The sequence below is a fragment of the Butyrivibrio sp. ob235 genome (assembly GCF_900109475.1).
Taxonomy (GTDB): Bacteria; Bacillota; Clostridia; order Lachnospirales; family Lachnospiraceae; genus Butyrivibrio.
Genome location: NZ_FOBE01000007.1, coordinates 103,886 through 121,386, shown reverse-complemented (window position 1 = coordinate 121,386; position 17,501 = coordinate 103,886). Strand labels below are relative to the sequence as shown.

The 17,501-nt window shown below is 45.3% G+C and carries 9 protein-coding genes; all 9 read left to right on the top strand.

The genetic code is table 11. The features are described from left to right. Positions 1–5: 5 nt before the first annotated feature. Positions 6–1,646 carry a glycoside hydrolase family 43 protein gene (locus BMW61_RS07750; RefSeq protein WP_091820805.1) on the top strand — a complete coding sequence of 547 codons (1,641 nt, stop codon included), beginning with the start codon at positions 6–8 and terminating at the stop codon, positions 1,644–1,646. A gap of 27 nt (positions 1,647–1,673) precedes the next feature. Then, positions 1,674–3,914, top strand: a complete 2,241-nt coding sequence (locus BMW61_RS07745) for a glycoside hydrolase family 3 N-terminal domain-containing protein (protein ID WP_091820781.1) — start codon at positions 1,674–1,676, stop codon at positions 3,912–3,914. An 11-nt stretch (positions 3,915–3,925) separates the two neighbouring features. Beyond that, entirely contained in the window at positions 3,926–6,562 is a 2,637-nt protein-coding gene (locus BMW61_RS07740) for a glycoside hydrolase family 2 (RefSeq protein WP_242876659.1), read from the top strand. A gap of 254 nt (positions 6,563–6,816) precedes the next feature. Then, positions 6,817–7,932 (top strand): substrate-binding domain-containing protein, encoded by a 1,116-nt coding sequence (locus tag BMW61_RS07735; RefSeq protein ID WP_091820777.1) that lies wholly within the window; start codon positions 6,817–6,819, stop codon positions 7,930–7,932. A gap of 81 nt (positions 7,933–8,013) precedes the next feature. Continuing rightward, a complete protein-coding gene (locus BMW61_RS07730; protein ID WP_091820774.1) occupies positions 8,014–9,534 on the top strand; it encodes a sugar ABC transporter ATP-binding protein in 1,521 nt (506 codons plus the stop codon). Further along, positions 9,531–10,556, top strand: coding sequence for an ABC transporter permease (locus tag BMW61_RS07725; protein WP_091820771.1), 1,026 nt, complete (start codon positions 9,531–9,533; stop codon positions 10,554–10,556). Before BMW61_RS07730 ends, BMW61_RS07725 begins: the two co-directional genes overlap by 4 nt. A 189-nt stretch (positions 10,557–10,745) precedes the next feature. Then, a complete protein-coding gene (locus tag BMW61_RS07720) occupies positions 10,746–14,318 on the top strand; it encodes a hybrid sensor histidine kinase/response regulator (protein WP_091820769.1) in 3,573 nt (1,190 codons plus the stop codon). 121 nt (positions 14,319–14,439) lie between these two features. Further along, on the top strand, positions 14,440–15,327 hold the full coding sequence (locus BMW61_RS07715) for a metallophosphoesterase family protein (RefSeq protein ID WP_175475129.1): 888 nt from the start codon (positions 14,440–14,442) through the stop codon (positions 15,325–15,327). Positions 15,328–15,668: 341 nt separating this feature from the next. Then, positions 15,669–17,435 (top strand): leucine-rich repeat protein, encoded by a 1,767-nt coding sequence (locus tag BMW61_RS07710; RefSeq protein WP_091820765.1) that lies wholly within the window; start codon positions 15,669–15,671, stop codon positions 17,433–17,435. The last annotated feature ends 66 nt before the right edge of the window (positions 17,436–17,501 follow it).

Here is a 17,501-nt window from a genome sequence, read left to right as displayed (position 1 = left end):
TTACTATGGAGCATTTAATCAGAAATCCAATAATTCCGGGATTTTATCCCGATCCTTCCATATGCAGAGTGGGAGATGATTTTTATATAGCAAATTCAAGCTTCGAGCTGTGCCCGGGAATACCGATTTTTCACAGTAAGGACCTTGCGCACTGGAAGCAAATAGGCTATGCAATGACACCGGAGAACGGCTTCTATACTGACGCCAACCTGTTTTCCGGCGGAGTTATGGCACCTACAATACGCTATCACAAGGGAACATTCTATATTATAAATTGTAACTTTGGGGATAAGGGCAACTTTATAGTAACAGCGAAGGATCCCAAGGGACCGTGGTCACAGCCTCATTACATTACAGACATTCAGGATATTGACTGCTCCATATTCTTCGACGACGATGACAAGTGTTACCTGGTCAGTCCCGGTGAGGATAAAGAGCAGGATAACAACAGGGCTTTCTATTTAACACCTTATGATATTGAGAACTTCAAGGTCTGCGGTGAGAGAAAGAAAATTTGGAACAGTGCGATGAGAGGAGCCTGGGCTCCTGAAGCTCCTCATATCTATCATGTTGGCGATTACTACTATCTGATGATCGCTGAGGGCGGCACAGAGCACAACCATTCCGTAATGATTGCAAGAAGCAAGACCATAGACGGCTGGTATGAGGGAAACCCCGCGAATCCGGTACTCACACACAGACACCTTGGATGGGATTATCCTATTGAAAATGTAGGCCATGCAGATCTTGTGGAGACACCTCAGGGGAAATGGTACGCCGTTATGCTGGGGGTCAGAATAATCGATGGTCAGCATATGAACATGGGACGAGAGTCCTTCATCTGCCCTGTGGAATGGCAGAGAGGATGGCCGGTTTTCAGCAAGGAGACAGGAAAAGTTGAGCTGAGCTATCCTGCGGATCCGGATCTTCCGTGGTGCGAGGATGGGGATGAAATATCCGCAGACAGAGATGATTTTGATGGAAAAACACTTGGCATAGATTGGAGCTTCTGGGGAACTCCTTCGGAGGACTACTACAAAATAGAAGACAGCGCATTACAGCTTAAGTGCCTTAAGAGAGATATGATAAGAAAGCTTCAGCCTGTGAGCTTTGCACCGAAAACCGAAAAGGATGAGAACGTAGCCTTTGTAGGCAGAAGACAGAGACACATAGACTTTTCATTCGAAATCAGCATGGATTTCAAGGCAGGCACAAATGAAGGGATAAGTGAAAGCGCAGGCATGGTGATAATGCAGCAGTGCAATCACCAGTACCGCTTCGAGAAAAAAAGCAAGGACGGAAAACAGATTATTGCACTTGTACTCGTGACTACAAAGCAGAAGGGACTTCCTTTCATGCCCGGATATGAGAGCGAGTCAACTGAGACTATCTTAAAGGAATGCGAGGTGGAATTTGACGGACCTGTAATTCTAAGGCTTGAAGCAAAGGGACAGGACTACACTTTCTACATGGGACAGACTGCGGATAACCTGGAAGAGTTCTACGCACATGCAGACGGAAAGAAGATAAACCCCGAAGAGGTTGGCGGCATGGTCGGAACCATGCTGGGAATGTTTGCATCCGGTAACGGAAGTGAATCCGATAACGTTGCAAAGTTTGACTACGCTGAATATACAGGCAGATAAAAAAAGGCATAATAAGAGAGGGTAAAAATGGGTATAGCATTAACAAAAGAGCAGACAAATAGGGTGGAAGAGTTGCTCTCAAAAATGACATTAACTGAAAAGATCGGACAGATGAATCAGGAGTCCGTTTCGATTGTGGGAGGCTTTGATGTGCCTTTTGAACAGCTAATCGAGATGATGACTGACGGAAGACTCTCGAAAGAAGAGTTTGAAAACATCATGAAAACCGCAAAGACCGACTACCATGAGGATGCAATCAGAGAAGGAAAAGTGGGATCACTCATGGTGCAGGATCCCGAGAAGTGCAACGAACTTCAGAAAATTGCGGTGGAGGAGACACGACTCGGAATTCCGCTTATCTTCGGACTTGATGTAATTCACGGATTCAGATCGGTTTATCCGATTGCAATAGCGGAGGCAGGCTCCTTTGACACAGAGCTTATGGAGAAAACTGCTGCGATGGCGGCTAAGGAATCCAGATGCTCAGGCGTTGCCTGGCACTTTGCGCCTATGCTCGATGTCGCAAGGGATGCAAGATGGGGAAGAGTATCCGAGGGACCGGGAGAAGACCCGTATCTTGGCTCATGCTTTGCAAGGGCGAAGGTGAGAGGACTTCAGAATGACCACTCTGAAAATGAAAACTACGTGGCAGCATGTCTTAAACACTTTGTGGGATACGGAGCGGCAGAGGCCGGCAAGGACTACAACACTGTAAGCATGGCTAACCACATTTTATATAACAATTATCTCGTGCCCTTCAGGGCAGCAGTGGAGGAAGGCGCGCAGACAGCTATGGCGTCCTTCAACGATTTGAATGGTGTTCCCAGTACCGTGAATAAGTGGGCGCTCCGTGACATCCTTAAGGACAACATGGGACTTCCGGGATTTGTCGTAAGTGATGCTAATGCAATAAAAGAATGTGTGGTTCACGGCATCGCCGAGGACGAGAAGGATGCAGGCGAAAAGTCAGCAAATGCCGGACTCGACATGGACATGGGGACGGAAATATATATTCAGAACCTTGAGAAGTCCGTAGAGGAAGGCAAGGTTTCAATGGATGCTATAGACGATGCCTGCCGCAGAGTTCTGTCCGTAAAGATGTGGCTTGGTCTCTTTGATCATCCCTATGTGTCCGAAGAGGTGATGAAGAGATACGAAGAGATTCCGGAAGAGCACAAAGAGCTTGCACTTGCTTCTGCAGAGAAGTCTGCAGTTCTGCTGAAAAATGAAGGTGGTATACTGCCCCTTAAAAAGGACACCAAAATCAGTCTTGTGGGAAGTCTTGCCGACAACAGGTCTGAGGTAGTTGGAGCCTGGGCAATAAGCTGGAAGGAAAAGGACTGCGTTTCTATTTTAGATGGAATGAAGCAGGAATTTTCAAATGTAAATTATTATCCCTGCGGTGGCCCCGAGGGTGACTTAAATGAAAATGAGATCAAGGATGCCTGCAATAACGGGGATGTGATTGTTGCTGTTCTCGGAGAAACTGTTGCTATGTCCGGTGAGGCTTCCTCAAGAGCGGACATCACACTGCCCGGAAAACAAAGAGAGCTTCTGCAAAAGCTCATTGCTTCCGGAAAGCCTGTGGTTCTTGTTCTTATGAACGGAAGACCCCTTGCCCTTCAGTGGGAAGCAGAAAATGTTACTGCAATCCTTGAGGGCTGGCATCTTGGAATTCAGATGGGTAATGCAATAGCACATATTCTTTCGGGAAAAAAGAATCCTGAGGGAAGACTCTCATCTTCATTCCCTGCAGTTACGGGACAGTGCCCGATCTACTACAATCATCCAAACACGGGAAGACCTGCGGGCAACTTTAAGTTCACCTCGAGATATCTCGATGCACCGTTCACCGCGCTCTATCCGTTTGGATACGGACTTTCCTACACAAGCTTCGAGTATTCAGACCTTGCAGTAACCGAGGACAATGATGCACTTAAAATCTCTGTTAAGGTTAAGAACACCGGTGACAGGGAAGGTACCGAGACTGTACAGTTTTATATGCAGGATGTCGCCGCATCAATCGTAAGACCCGTTAAGGAGCTTAAGTGTTTTGAAAAGGCCACGCTGGCTTCAGGCGAGGAAAAAACTGTAGAGGTAAAACTTTTAAAGAAGCATATGGGCTTCTGGAACAATCAGGGTAAGTACTGCTTAGAGGACGGACTCTTCAGAATCTATGCAGGTGCAGACTCAGCTACAGAACTGTGCGAAGAAATAAGAGTAGGATTTGAAAGCGTCGAGAAGGAGCCGGATTATCCTGTTGAATAAGGAGAACAATCATGAATAACTACATCTTCCCTTTCCTGTGGATGCGCGGCGAGGACGAAGCCACAATCCGCAAGGAAATGGAAAAAATAGACGAATGCGGCATAAAGGCCGTCTGCGTGGAAGCAAGACCGCACAAGGATTTCTGCGGGCCAGGCTGGTGGCATGACATGGACATTGTCATTGACGAAGCAAAGAAGCGTGACATGAAAATATGGATACTGGACGATAAACACTTTCCCACAGGCTATGCCAACGGACTTATCGAGGAAAAGTATCCCGAAAGGAAAAAGCAGTACCTTGCATGTACTGCCTGCGATGTATTCGGTTCTGTGAGACCGCGCACACTTAACGTCCGCCGCATGATGAAACCTACCATAGGCTTCTGGCAGATAGGACAGCCTGCAAACGATGCGGAGAGAGAAAAGAATAAGATACTCTCGATCGTGGCTGTGCCCTTCGCGGAGGGCAACCGTTTTCATGAAAAAGAGATAAATCTCATGGGCCAGTACCATGGACAGGATGAGATAACCTTCACTCTCCCCAAGGGACAGTGGAGGATACATGTGCTTTACACAACCTGCACCGACGGTGGCAACGAGAGCTACATCAACATGATAGACAGCGTTTCCGCGCACACTCAGATAGAGGGTGTCTACGAGGAGCACTATAAGCACTACGGTGATCTTTTCGGAAATGTGATCGCGGGCTTCTTTTCAGATGAACCGCAGCTTGGCAATACAATGGAGCAGGGCTACGATACAAAGCTAGGTAAGCCCGGTATGCAGCTTCCCTGGAGCGAAGAACTTGCACAGATGATAAAGGAGCGCTGCGGTGAAGACTATCAGAGACTCCTTGCCTTCCTCTTTGCAGAGGGTGAGGAGAAAAAGGACGAGCCTCAGATCCGCTACGATTACATGGACTGTGTGTCCAGACTTTATCAGAAAAACTTTTCAGAGCCCATCGGCAGATGGTGCCATGAGCATGGGGTCGAATATATCGGACACGTGGTTGAGGATAACGGAGTTCATTCAAGACTTGGCCTGGGAGATGCCCACTGGTTCCGCGCAATCAGCGGCCAGGACATGGCAGGTATTGACGTAATCGGAGGCCAGGTGGTATTCGGCGCGCCGGTTCAGGAGAGAAAGGGCATGGGACCGCTTGTTCTCGATGGCGAGTTCTATCATTATGCCTTAGGAAAAATGGGTGCCTCAGCGGGTCACCTTGATCCGAAGAAAAAAGGCCGCACTATGTGTGAGCTTTTCGGAGCCTACGGATGGAACTTCGGAGTGCGCGATCAGAAGAGACTTCTTGATCACCTTCTTGTGAGAGGTATCAACCATCTTGTTCCGCATGCATTTTCCATGGCACAGTATCCGGATTTCGACTGCCCGCCGCATTTCTATGCAGGTGGAAACAACCCGGAATTTCCATATTTTGCAGAACTCATGAAGTATGCAAACAGAATGTGCGACCTCTTAAACGGCGGTGTTCACAAGGCGAGAATAGCTGTGCTCTATGACGGCGAGGGCGACTGGAGCGGTTCATGCATGCCGATGCAGAGAGTGTGCCGCGCGCTCACAACGAATCAGATAGAGTTCGACATCGTATGCCTCGATATGTTGTGTAATCTCAAGGCCTACAACGGCTATGCGGACGGAAACAAAATTTGCATTAACGGTGAGACCTTTGATGTGCTTCTTGTGCCCTATGCGGAGTATCTCCCCGAGAGGCTCTATGAGTTTAAGAAGGAAAATCCTACCTTCCCCGTTTACTTTGTCGGCGGCTACCCGAAGTCCATGCTTATGGATGAAGTGAGAAAAGCGCCTGCGAAAGAGGAATGGAAGAAGCTTTTCAGCATGGTCAGCCTTGATGAGGTGTCGGGAGAACTTGAGTGCAACGACTGGAGCAAGCCTTTCCTTGATGAGGAGTTTTTGGAGCTCACACTCTACCATTATGAAAAAGAAGGTAAGCAGATTATTATGCTTATGAACGAGTCTCCCGAGGAAGATTTTAACGGTGTGATAAATCTTCCGTTCGAGGGAAGTGCAGTATATGTCGACGCATTCAGACAGAAAAAATGGGCGCTTAGCAGGATGGCAGATGGCAGAGTAAGGATCGAAGTACCTGCAGGAGAGAGCTGTCTATTAATAGAAGAGGACGGAGAGGGGCTAAAGCCCTATTGCTCACTTTCCGGAAGACTTCGCGCTGCGGATAAGATAGAAGATATCTCCCACGAGTGGAAGGTCTCTGCAACAAAAGCAAAAGATTATCCCACTTTTTCGGAGGAAGAGACCTACAGAGATCTGGAGCCCTATAGCGATGCGCACCCGGATTTCGCAGGTGTCCTTCGATACAGGAAAAATGTCACCATAGGCCGTCCTGTAAAGGAAGCTTACCTTGAGATGGAACAGGTTTATGATGTGGTTAAGCTTTTTGTAAACGGAAAGGAGTCTGAAGTAAGACTCACTCCGCCCTACACGGTAAGCATCGGTGAACTTCTGAAAGAGGGTGAAAACGAGATTCTCTGCGAGGTTGCAACAACACCCGCCAGAGACCAGAGAAACTACCCCTCTGCACCTTTTGACTTTAATCATGAAACCACAGACCCGACAGGTATTTGCGGGAAGGTGAGACTATACCTTAAGTAATCATGTCCCCTCATCCGCCCTTCGGGCACCTTCCCTCTGAGGGGGAAGGCAATGCATGCAACGGATATTTGACTTCTGTTGCATGCTTTTTTTATGCCTTCAAACTTTTGCAATAAAAGGGTGGCTATATTCAATAGAGGGAAAAGCGGGCACACTCCTCCTCGCGATATCATATGTACATCAAATGAAACACGCACATGTGCACAGCACTTGTGACGAGCATAATTTTTTTCACTTTAGGGAGGATTATCAAAATGAAAAAGAAACTATTAGCAGGACTTCTTGCAGGCGTTATGGCATTATCACTTACAGCATGCGGTGGCTCATCTACAGAGTCTACATCAGAATCAGCAGATACAGCACAGAGCACAGAGGCAGCTGCAGCTGAAGGCACATCACACATCTATGTTCTTACAGCACCCGAGGATCACGGCTGGACAGGTTCCGTTGCAACATTTGCAAAGGAGAAGGTTGCAGAAGTGAACGGTGGCGGAAAGTACTCAGCAGAGGTTATCACCTGTGAGGACGCTGCTTACCAGATCACACAGATCGAGGACATCATCGCTAAGGGCGAGAAGGACATCACAGTAGTTGTTCAGCCTATCGATGACACAGTACAGTCAGCTATTCAGGAACTTGTAGATGCAGGAATTCCTTACGTAGCATTTGACAGAATCATCGACGGCGTTGCATCAAGCGCAGTTTCAAACGTTAAGGGTGACAACGAAGGTATCGGCGCAGGTTCTGCAGCATACTTCGTATCACTTGGAATGAAGCCCGGTGAAAAGGTATATGTATACGAGGGCGACACTTCTTCAGTTACAACTCTTCGTGACCAGGGATTCACAGAGTATCTTCTTGGCGAGATCGAATTCGACGGACAGAAGATCGCTGATGATGCAAAGTGGACACAGGATCAGATTGATGCAAACATCACATATTCAGGCGCTATGAACTGGAGTCGTTCCGATACCAAGGCTGCTTTCGAGACACTTATGGGTGATTCTTCAAACACAGATATCAAGTGGTTCTACGCTGAGGATGATGAACTTGCAATGGGTATCCTTGAGGCACTTAAGGGTGGCGGAATCGAGGATGCAGCTAAGGAAGCTTTCCTTGGAAACCAGCCCGTTATCACAGGCTGCGGCGGTCTTGATGAGCTTTACGGTGTTCTTCGCGGTGAGGACTACACAGACATCACAGAGAAGCTTGGCGGCATCATGTCTGTAACATACAGCCCCAGCATGATCCAGACAGCAATCCAGGATATGGTTGATTCACTTGATGGCAAAGAGGTTACTCAGGACCACGTAATCGAGTGCCAGAACGTAACTTCTGACAACGTAGCTGACTTCGTAGGATTCAATTAAAGCCTTCCCCTTGGGGGGAAGGTGGCAGCGAAGCTGCCGGATGAGGGGTCAATAAACACAAATGTAGGATAGGTAAAAATCATGGCACTTCTTGAAATGAAAGGTATACGAAAGTCCTTCAGTGGTGTGCCGGTATTAAAGGGCGTGGATCTTACAGTTGAGAAGGGTGAGATTCATGCCCTTCTCGGTGAGAACGGTGCAGGAAAATCCACACTTATGAACGTACTTACCGGAACAATACCGTGTGACGGCGGCAGCATCAGATTTGACGGGCAGGACCTTAAGAACATCACAGTAAGAAAAAGTGAACAGCTTGGAATAGCCTTCGTTCACCAGGAACTTAATCTCTTTAACGATCTTCGGGTTTTTGAAAATGTTTTCATAAACAGAGAGATCACCGGAGCTTTTGGAAAACTGAATAAAAAAGAAATGATCAGACAGTCCGAGGAGCTCTTTGAGAGACTGGGAATAAAAATGGATCCGAAGGCTATGGTGTCCGACCTAAGGACAGGAGACAAGCAGCTTCTTGAGATCAGTAAGGCTCTTCTTACAGGGGCAAAGCTCCTCATACTTGATGAGCCCACCACCTCACTTAACAATGATGAGGTTGAGCACCTTTTCGGTATGGTAAAGGACCTGAAAAATAAAGGAATATCCTTCATCTTCATTTCACACAAGATGCCTGAGATTTTTGCCTACTGCGACTCTTATACCGTTTTCAGAAACGGAGAACTGATTGGAAGCGGTAAGATCGCGGACACTACTCCTCCGGAGGTGACAAAGCTTATGGTTGGTCACGCCGAGGAGGCAGGAAGCTACAAAAAGAGAAAGACCGGAGATACGGTTTTGAAGCTCGAAAACGTGTCGGGTAAGGGCTTTAAAAACATTTCTTTTGAGGTAAAAAAAGGGGAGATTATAGGGCTGACCGGACTTCAGGGGTGCGGCAGCAGTGAACTTTTACAGTGTCTTTTCGGAATAACAGCGCCAATAGAGGGAACTTTGGAGATAAACGGAAAGCCTGTAAAAAGCGGTAGCGTTCACAAAGCTATGAAAGCGGGAGTAGGACTTCTTCCCGCAAACAGAAAAGAAACATCGGTAATACCGGATATGAGCCTTGTGGAGAATATGTATCTTGCAGAGCAGACGCTGTCCGCAGGAAAATTCCACATAAATAAAAAGGCTGAAACAGAGAAATACAACCGCTACCAGAAGCAGCTTAACATCAAGGCGGAATCGGGGAATTCGCCTATTGTATCGCTGAGCGGCGGTAATCAGCAGAAGGTGTTCATAGCAAGATGGCTTAACACAGATGCTAATATCCTTTTATTCGACAACCCGACTCAGGGTATAGACGTCGGCGCAAAGGAAGAGATATACAAGCTGATCCTGTCTCTTGCAAATGAGGGCAAGACAGTACTTGTAAACACGCTCGAAATACCTGAGCTTCAGAAGGTAGCGGACAAATGTCTGATTTTCTATGAGGGACAAATAGCAGGGACTCTTAGTCACGAGGAGATAGAAGAGCACACAGTGATGATGATGTCCACAGGACTTACGGAAACCGGAGCAAAGAAAAACGATAACGAGGTAACAGTGAAATGAACAACAAGTCAAAAACAAATATGATAGGAAAAATATGGCGAGGCTACAGCTTCATATTTGTATTTTTCATAATTTTTCTGGTTTACGCTCTGACTAGCAGCGGCTTTACCTGGAGTGCGACCATGAATATTTTCCGTCACTCAGCAGTTATCGGAATAGTAGCACTTGGCATGGGCCTTGTGTGCCTCACGGGAGAGATAGATCTGTCAGCCGGCTCAACACTGGCTTTCGTCAGCGGTTTTTCGGTAGTCATTTTTAATATGACAAATGGCAACATCGCAGCAACCCTCATCTTTTCCCTGGTAATGGGTGCGCTTCTCGGACTCATCAATGGAATACTGGTCGGGGTTGTGAAAATGCCTTCCTTTATTGTTACTCTTGCAACCATGCTTATCTACAGATCCTTTGCACAGTATTTTTGCCAGCACATTTCAAAGAAGCTTATCGGCGGAGGAAGCTCAGTATACAAGATGACCTCCGGCCTTGCGGGCTACGATTCAATGTACGGCTTTGGTAACGGCAAGCTTGCAACACTTCCCATCGTGGGAATCGTGCTTATCCTTTTCACTGTTCTTTTCGTATACATCACAAACGATACAAAGTTCGGTAAAAAGATATATGCCGTTGGTTCCAGTGAAAAGGGTGCGTTTATGAGCGGTATCAACGTAAGACTCATGAAAATGATGTCCTTCGTGATCATGGGAGTTATGATCGGTGCAGCAGCTTTCCTCTGGATCTGCATGAACGGTTCATCAGATCCCGCAACAACAGGTAACAGCTATGAGATGTATGCAATCGCAGCAGTAGTACTCGGTGGCATCGCAATGTCAGGCGGTAAGGGAAAAATGATCGGTGTACTTTTCGGATCACTTTCCTACACCGTAATCGACAAAATCATCATCGCTCTTAAGATGGATTCACTCATTAACAACGCAATCAAGGGAATAATCCTTATCCTTGTAATTCTTATCCAGGTTGCAGGCCCTCAGATCAAAGAGAAGTTTATGACATCCAAAGAATGATCATATAGTTTTGGCACAAAGCCATAGAGCTTCATGCCTGAATTATAAGAAACATAGACAAATCACAGATCCAATCAAACGGGTCTGTGATTTTTTATGTTTATTTAAGATTTTTGGATGAAATACCATAGTAAAATAGATGCATAAAGGTTAAATTGTACCTTTTTTTCTTATAGAGGAACCTGTGTTATGGGCATCGATATCATTGAAAACGTATGCACCCTGCTGGTCGTTATTTTCGGGACGTTGTATTCGCTTTTTAAATACGTCAAGACGCCGCTTCGTGGGTGGCTTTACATTTCCATCTTTTTCCTGACACATCTTCTCAGCGATTATTATTGGACCACATATTTTCTCGTAATCGGTGAGGACCCTGATGTCTCGGCTCTGATGGCTTACTTCGGCTGGAATGTAGGCTATCTTGTTATGCTGCTCATGGCAATTAAAATGAGGCCGGATTATGTAAAAGGGTCCTTTAATCTTCTGATGCTGCTTCCGATTCCGCTCAATATCTGGCAGTTTTTCATATATATTCAGTACGGCGGAATATTCAACAATATCTGGGAGGGAGTCCTGGCTACCGGTATCGCGTGCATATGTCTGCAGGTGATTCTGCATTATTTCATGCACAGGGCGGAGAATGTAGCTTTCCCGTATTTCCATGTTGCTTTGGCTCTTTTTATACTATTCGAATATGGCATGTGGACCTCCTCATGTTACGATTGGAGCTGGGCACCGGTAGATCCCTATTATGTATTCAGCTTCCTTGAGTGTGGATCATTGCTCCTTCTGGCGCCTGCCACTGACAAGGAATATGCCCAGAGGGGCTGTGTAAAGCCTGAGAGAAGCGTTCAGGAGACTCGGTTTACAATTCTCTTGCAGGCAACGATAGCAGTAATTATCTTCTTCGGCGGTGTCGGTGGCTACTCTGTCGGTGTTATGATGAAAAATGCTCTGCCTAAAGGGGCATCGGATCCCGGAAACTATAAAAATATCGCAATTACTCTCTTTGTCATTTCAATTGTTCTTGTACTTTTCATAATGATGATAATCACGATGACAGCCATGCGCTATAAGGCCATAGAGCGCAATATGCCCGAAGATGCTGCTATAAAGCGCGGACGCTTCAACTTTGTGCTGACTATTGTGATCACGTTGTCGCTGATGATCATTTCCGTTATTTATACATCAAGGCTGTTTTACAAAGTGGCTGTTACGGGTGTAATAGAAAACGGGCAGAACAGGGTTTATTCCACCTCGGAAGAACTCGAGAATTATATAGGTGTTGCGAGGTCGATTCTATGGGTTACGGCGGATACGGTAGATATCATGCTGGAAACAGGCTCTTCACAGCAAAATGTCCTTGATTACATCACGGATCAGACAAAGAATCAGTCTGAGCAGTTTGATGAGAACTTCACCGGTCTCTACGCCTATGTGAACGGAGAGTATTTGGACGGCTCCGGATGGGTTCCGCCTGCGGATTACGACGTGGAAGTGCGTGACTGGTATAAGAATGCGGTGGATGCGAACGGCAACACCATCATTGTTAATCCCTATGTTGATATGCAGACGGGATCGCTGGTTATAACCATTTGTAAACTGATTGATAACAGAGATGAACCCGGAAATTATGAAAAACGCGATGTCGTTGCACTGGATCTTGTCGTCAATCATGTTCAGGAGGTTACCGAGGATATCAATATCGGCGGCAAGGGCTTCGGGTTCGTTGTAAACAAAGACGGGATGATAATAGCCCACCCCGATCGCTCCTTAAACGGCAGCAATATAGAGGATATATACGGAACCGGACTCATAGAAACTATTACCGAAAACTGCAACAGCTCTGTGAAAGCAAGACTGGAGAACCGTGATTGTACTCTTTTCATAGATTCCGTCATAAATCAGTGGTATGTGGTGATTGCCATAAGTGATAACGAGCTCTTTGCGGAATCCAACGGACAGCTGGCAGTGAATATAGTTGTGTCACTGCTGATTTTCCTGCTGATTTCCTTCTTCTACTATCTGGGTTATAAGAATGAACAGCTGAATGCCAGAAAGATGGAGGATATGCGAAGCGCGGATATGCGCCATGAGTATGAGGCCCAGGTGCTCAAGCAAAAAGAGACAGCTGCGAATGAGGCTAACAAGGCAAAGAGTCAGTTCCTTGCACAGATGTCTCATGAGATAAGAACGCCTATCAATGCAGTGCTTGGTATGAACGAGATGATCCTCCGCACCTCGAAGGATGAACAGACTCTTGAATATGCCAATAACATTGATTCTGCCGGAAATATTCTGCTTGCGCTTATCAATACCATCCTGGATTTTTCAAAGATCGAGGACGGTAAGATGGATATAATTCCTGTAAATTATGATACATCATCATTCATTCTTGATCTGATAAATTCCATCAAGAGAAGAGCGGAGACAAAGGGATTGGAGCTCATTCCGGAGATAGACGAGAGCATTCCCTGCAAGCTTTTCGGTGATGACGTGCGCCTTAAGCAGGTTATAGTTAATCTTCTTACTAATGCCGTGAAGTATACTGAGACCGGATCTGTCTGGCTCACCATGAAAAATGTTATTATTGACGGTGACAAGTTGAAGCTCTACGTCTCCGTGCGGGATACCGGTATTGGTATCAAGCCTGAAGATATAGACAGACTCAGCCTTTCGTTCCAGAGATTTGATGAAAAGAAAAACCGAAACATCGAGGGAACGGGCCTTGGAATGTCTATCGTTACAAACCTTCTGAATCTCATGGGCAGTAGGATCTGCGTTCAAAGTACCTATGGCGAAGGCTCAAATTTCTATTTTGTTATTGAACAGGGAATTGTGGACAGAACGCCTATAGGCGATTTTGCAAAGAATCTGGAGAACAGGAAAAAAGAGCGCACGAACGAGGACCTGATAAGCGCGCCTGGCGCCCGGGTCCTTGTGGTGGACGACAATAACCTGAACCTCATGGTTGCCAAGAGCCTTCTGAAGCTGTGCAATATTTTTCCTGATGCAGTGGCTTCCGGAAGAGAGGCAATAAACCTCATGGGGAAGAAGTCTTATGACATTGTTTTCCTTGATCATATGATGCCGGGTATGGATGGAATCGAGACTTTGCATGAACTTGAGGAATGCAGCCTCATTCCTACCGGGACGAAGATGATAGTCCTAACTGCCAATGCGGTTGTGGGAGCTAAGGAAAACTATTTGAGGGAGGGCTTTGATGATTATCTGTCCAAGCCCATAGAGCTCAAAAATCTTGTGGAGCAGCTTAAAAAGTATCTTCCGAAAACCGCATATGAACATGTGCGCGAAACCGAAGCTGTAACGGTGAATACTGAAAAAAACAAGCAGCCCGAGAAGCCTGAATATAAGCCGATAGTATTCGATGATGATGCACCTGTCTATGATATAGAAAGACTGAAGGAGGCAGGTATGGACACCGAGACAGGCCTTGCCTATTGTGCAGGTGATCCCGACACCTTCTTTGAAGTGCTCTCTGTTTTCACAAGTGATTATGAATCGAAGAGCAGCAATTTTAAGTCTTATTATGAGAGTGAAAACTGGCATGATTATGACATTCTGATCCATGCACTTAAGGGTAATCTTCGTGCAATCGGAATGCAGGAGCTTGCAGAGAAGGCCTTTGCTCTGGAAAAAGCGGCCAAGGAAGGTGATGCCGATTACATCAAGGCTAATCACGAGGCTATGATGGAGGAGTATCGCAAAATTAATGAAGTTATCTGTGAAGCTGCGCTGTGATATTGTCGTATGATTTTTCGCACCCTTCGGAAATTCTCCGGAGGGTGTTTCTATGTCTTGACCTCGCCCTTGGGGCAAACTTTATAATTCTTTTCAGATGATAAAGTCAGGAGGAAAAGGTATGAAGATAGCGGTAATGGCTGATATTCACAGCAATCATATAGCACTGGATAAGTGTGTCAGGCAGGCGCAAAGGCTCGGAGCAGATGAGTTCCTTTTCCTTGGAGATTATGTCGGAGACCTTGCCTATCCTCAGAAAACACTTAAGTATCTTGAAAAGCTGCGCTCTGAAGTTCCCTGTACATTTATCAGAGGGAATAAGGAGGATTACTGGATAGACTACCGACAGGCAGATCATGACGAGTGGGAGTGGAAGCCGGGGACCTCAAACACAGGAATGCTCAGGTACGGCTTTGACAGGATCACGGACAGTCAGATAGATGAGTTTGAAAAGATGCCGATTTCCATGGTGATAGAGCGAGAAGGGATGCCGCCTTTTACCATATGCCACGGCTCACCCTTCAGTGCCACAGAGAGCATGAGGGAAGGCAACGATTATATTGATGAACTTACGGAAAAGCTTGAGAACGAGCTTACAATCTGCGCCCATTTTCATATTCAGATGCAGTATGTAAGAAACGGAAAGCGCGTAATAAATCCCGGCTCCGTAGGCCTGTCCTTCAGGTGCGGCGGAAAGGCCCAGTTCATGATGCTTCACGGAAATGACGAAAGATGGGAGCCTGAGTTCATATCGCTCCCCTATGAGGTGGAAGAGGTCATAAGAGAGATGGACGAGGAAAAATTGTGGAAGCACGCACCCGCCTGGTATCAGGTCACAAGATCCATAATCCTCGGTGGCGATGTCTCTCAGGGCAAGATCCTGAAGAAGGCTTTCGAACTTTGCGAAAAGGCAGAAGGCTTTGCCCAGTGGGGGAAGATTCCTGAGAAGTATTGGGACATGGCGCTTGATTCCTACAGTATTCAGAGAGCTGAACCGGTGATGGATTGATATTTCAGATATTAGATGAAGAATTCTGATTCAAAAGATAAAAATTCGCATAAGTCAAGTACGAAATATGAACTGACTTATTCATAATTCGTAGGCAAACCCTCAAGGATTTCGTGTATAATACTATTGGTACTTTCTTTTCTGCAAATCCAGACAGCGTCATGGGTATGGGAAACGATTTTCTTTGAGGGATACAAAATATGAAACTGGAGACTGGACTACGAAGGCAGAGTAATAGTCAAATACGGTTTCGCATCTACTTAGTATATGACACATCCTAAGTTTACTTGGGGTGTGTTTTTTGTGTTCATACTTTATGTTTTGGAAAGGGAGAAATTTTAATGAAGACAAAGAGAATATTTAAAAACATTATGCCTTTAATTATGGCTGTGGCACTTTTTATTTCGGCGCTGCCGGTTTCGGGGATTAAGGCGAAGGCGGCTGAAGATTTCACCCCTGTTGTATCGGTGAAAGAAAAAGAGATAACTCTTCAAATTAATCAGCCTGTTGAAGGCAATAAAATGGGTGATGTCGGAATCGTAAAATATACGCATTATTTGGATACCAAAAATACGATTACTTTTCAGGAAAGCTGGATTGAGCAAGGGTCGTCACTCTATTTTGGAAATAATGATACTTTTAAAGGAGGGCATTATTATCACTATGAAGTTGTAGTATATGCGCCTAAAGAAGACCTGAGCGATTTTACAATCGATAGTGAGCATAATAAAGACCGCGTAGTATGGCAGGCCGGAACAGTAAATAGTACTTACAAAGGTGCACATACAATTATGTTTGAAGGGTATGTTAAGGCGAGTTTTAAGCCTCCTTACGATATGGGAGAATATACACTTGATCTGTCAAAAGGTAGTGTGAAGATGGATACCCTGTCGGGAGACATTGTCTATGACACTTTAAGGGCTTTAAGAGAATGGGATGGTAGTATATACAATAAAAAAGCGCATGTTGAAGGAGTTGATGAACCTCTGCTAGGATATGATTTGGATAAGGATGAATCCTGTGACATGTATTGTGACAGGGATTCTGACGGAAATTACATATTTGGTCCTTATGTTGATAATTCTGTCAAAGACCAGAAAAAGCTTTATCTAAGTATTTTGTCAAGGGATCGCTTTGATAACAACAAAACTCGTTATTATAGTGCAATTACAATAAAGCTTCCTGAGATTTCTGAAACACCAAGTTTAAATCAAGGTGCACCTACTATGGATTTATCCAAGGGCAGCTATTTTTCAAACGATACAAAAAATATAGGTTACTTTTGTGCTTATTATGAAGCGTGTGTTGAGGAGGGAAGTGTTAATGCAGTCGAAAAATCACTTACCGAGGTAGATGTTGATTTGGATAAAAACGGTACGTGGGATATAACTATTGTTTTGACTTTAGATTCGGCCTATAAGTTTGTTGATATGACTATTACAGCACTTCCTACAAGCAGCATTAAGACTAGTATTACCAAGAGTCTAAGTGAGTCAAAGAGGCAAGAATTAGATAAGGCAAAATACGCATATTATGGAGAAGCTACATTTGCTTTCCCTGATGAAAAGCCATCCACACCACCGGAAGAAGGTAAGAAAGAAGAGACAGGAAAAGTAGAAAAGGAAGAAAAAGCGGTAAAGGTAGAAGAACCCGCACCTGCCCATACTGTAGGCGAAGCCATAGAGAACGGCGGAGCTTCCTACACAATCTCATCAGTAGATGAAGGGAAAGAAGCGGTTACATATGCTAAGCCTGAGTCCAATAAGGTTGCAAGCGCTACAATTCCGGACACTATAAACATCGATAACAAGGAATATAAGGTCACTGAGATTGCAGCAAATGCATTCAAAAACAATAAGAAGCTTAAGAAGATAACTATCGGTAAGAACATAAATAAGATCGGAGCAAATGCTTTCTTTGGTTGCAAGAATCTTAAGAACATAAAGTTCAAGACAGTTCTTCTTACCAAGAAGACAGTTGGCAAGAATGCTTTCAAGGGCGTAAATGCCAAGGCAAAAGCAAAAGTTCCGAAGAAGGTACTTAAAGCTTACAAGAAATTCCTTCCGGGCAAAGGCTTAAACGGCAAGGAACAGAAGATTACGAAGTAAAGGGCTGGCTAAATACAAAATATCTAAGAAATCAGTAAGCTTACTGTGCGAAGGATAGCAAGCTGA

Coding starts and splice junctions, on each gene's coding strand:
- BMW61_RS07740 (WP_242876659.1), top strand. CDS start 3,926: ATGAATAACTACATCTTCCCTTTCCTGTGGATGCGCGGCGAGGACGAA.
- BMW61_RS07720 (WP_091820769.1), top strand. CDS start 10,746: ATGGGCATCGATATCATTGAAAACGTATGCACCCTGCTGGTCGTTATT.
- BMW61_RS07710 (WP_091820765.1), top strand. CDS start 15,669: ATGAAGACAAAGAGAATATTTAAAAACATTATGCCTTTAATTATGGCT.
- BMW61_RS07745 (WP_091820781.1), top strand. CDS start 1,674: ATGGGTATAGCATTAACAAAAGAGCAGACAAATAGGGTGGAAGAGTTG.
- BMW61_RS07725 (WP_091820771.1), top strand. CDS start 9,531: ATGAACAACAAGTCAAAAACAAATATGATAGGAAAAATATGGCGAGGC.
- BMW61_RS07735 (WP_091820777.1), top strand. CDS start 6,817: ATGAAAAAGAAACTATTAGCAGGACTTCTTGCAGGCGTTATGGCATTA.
- BMW61_RS07750 (WP_091820805.1), top strand. CDS start 6: ATGGAGCATTTAATCAGAAATCCAATAATTCCGGGATTTTATCCCGAT.
- BMW61_RS07730 (WP_091820774.1), top strand. CDS start 8,014: ATGGCACTTCTTGAAATGAAAGGTATACGAAAGTCCTTCAGTGGTGTG.
- BMW61_RS07715 (WP_175475129.1), top strand. CDS start 14,440: ATGAAGATAGCGGTAATGGCTGATATTCACAGCAATCATATAGCACTG.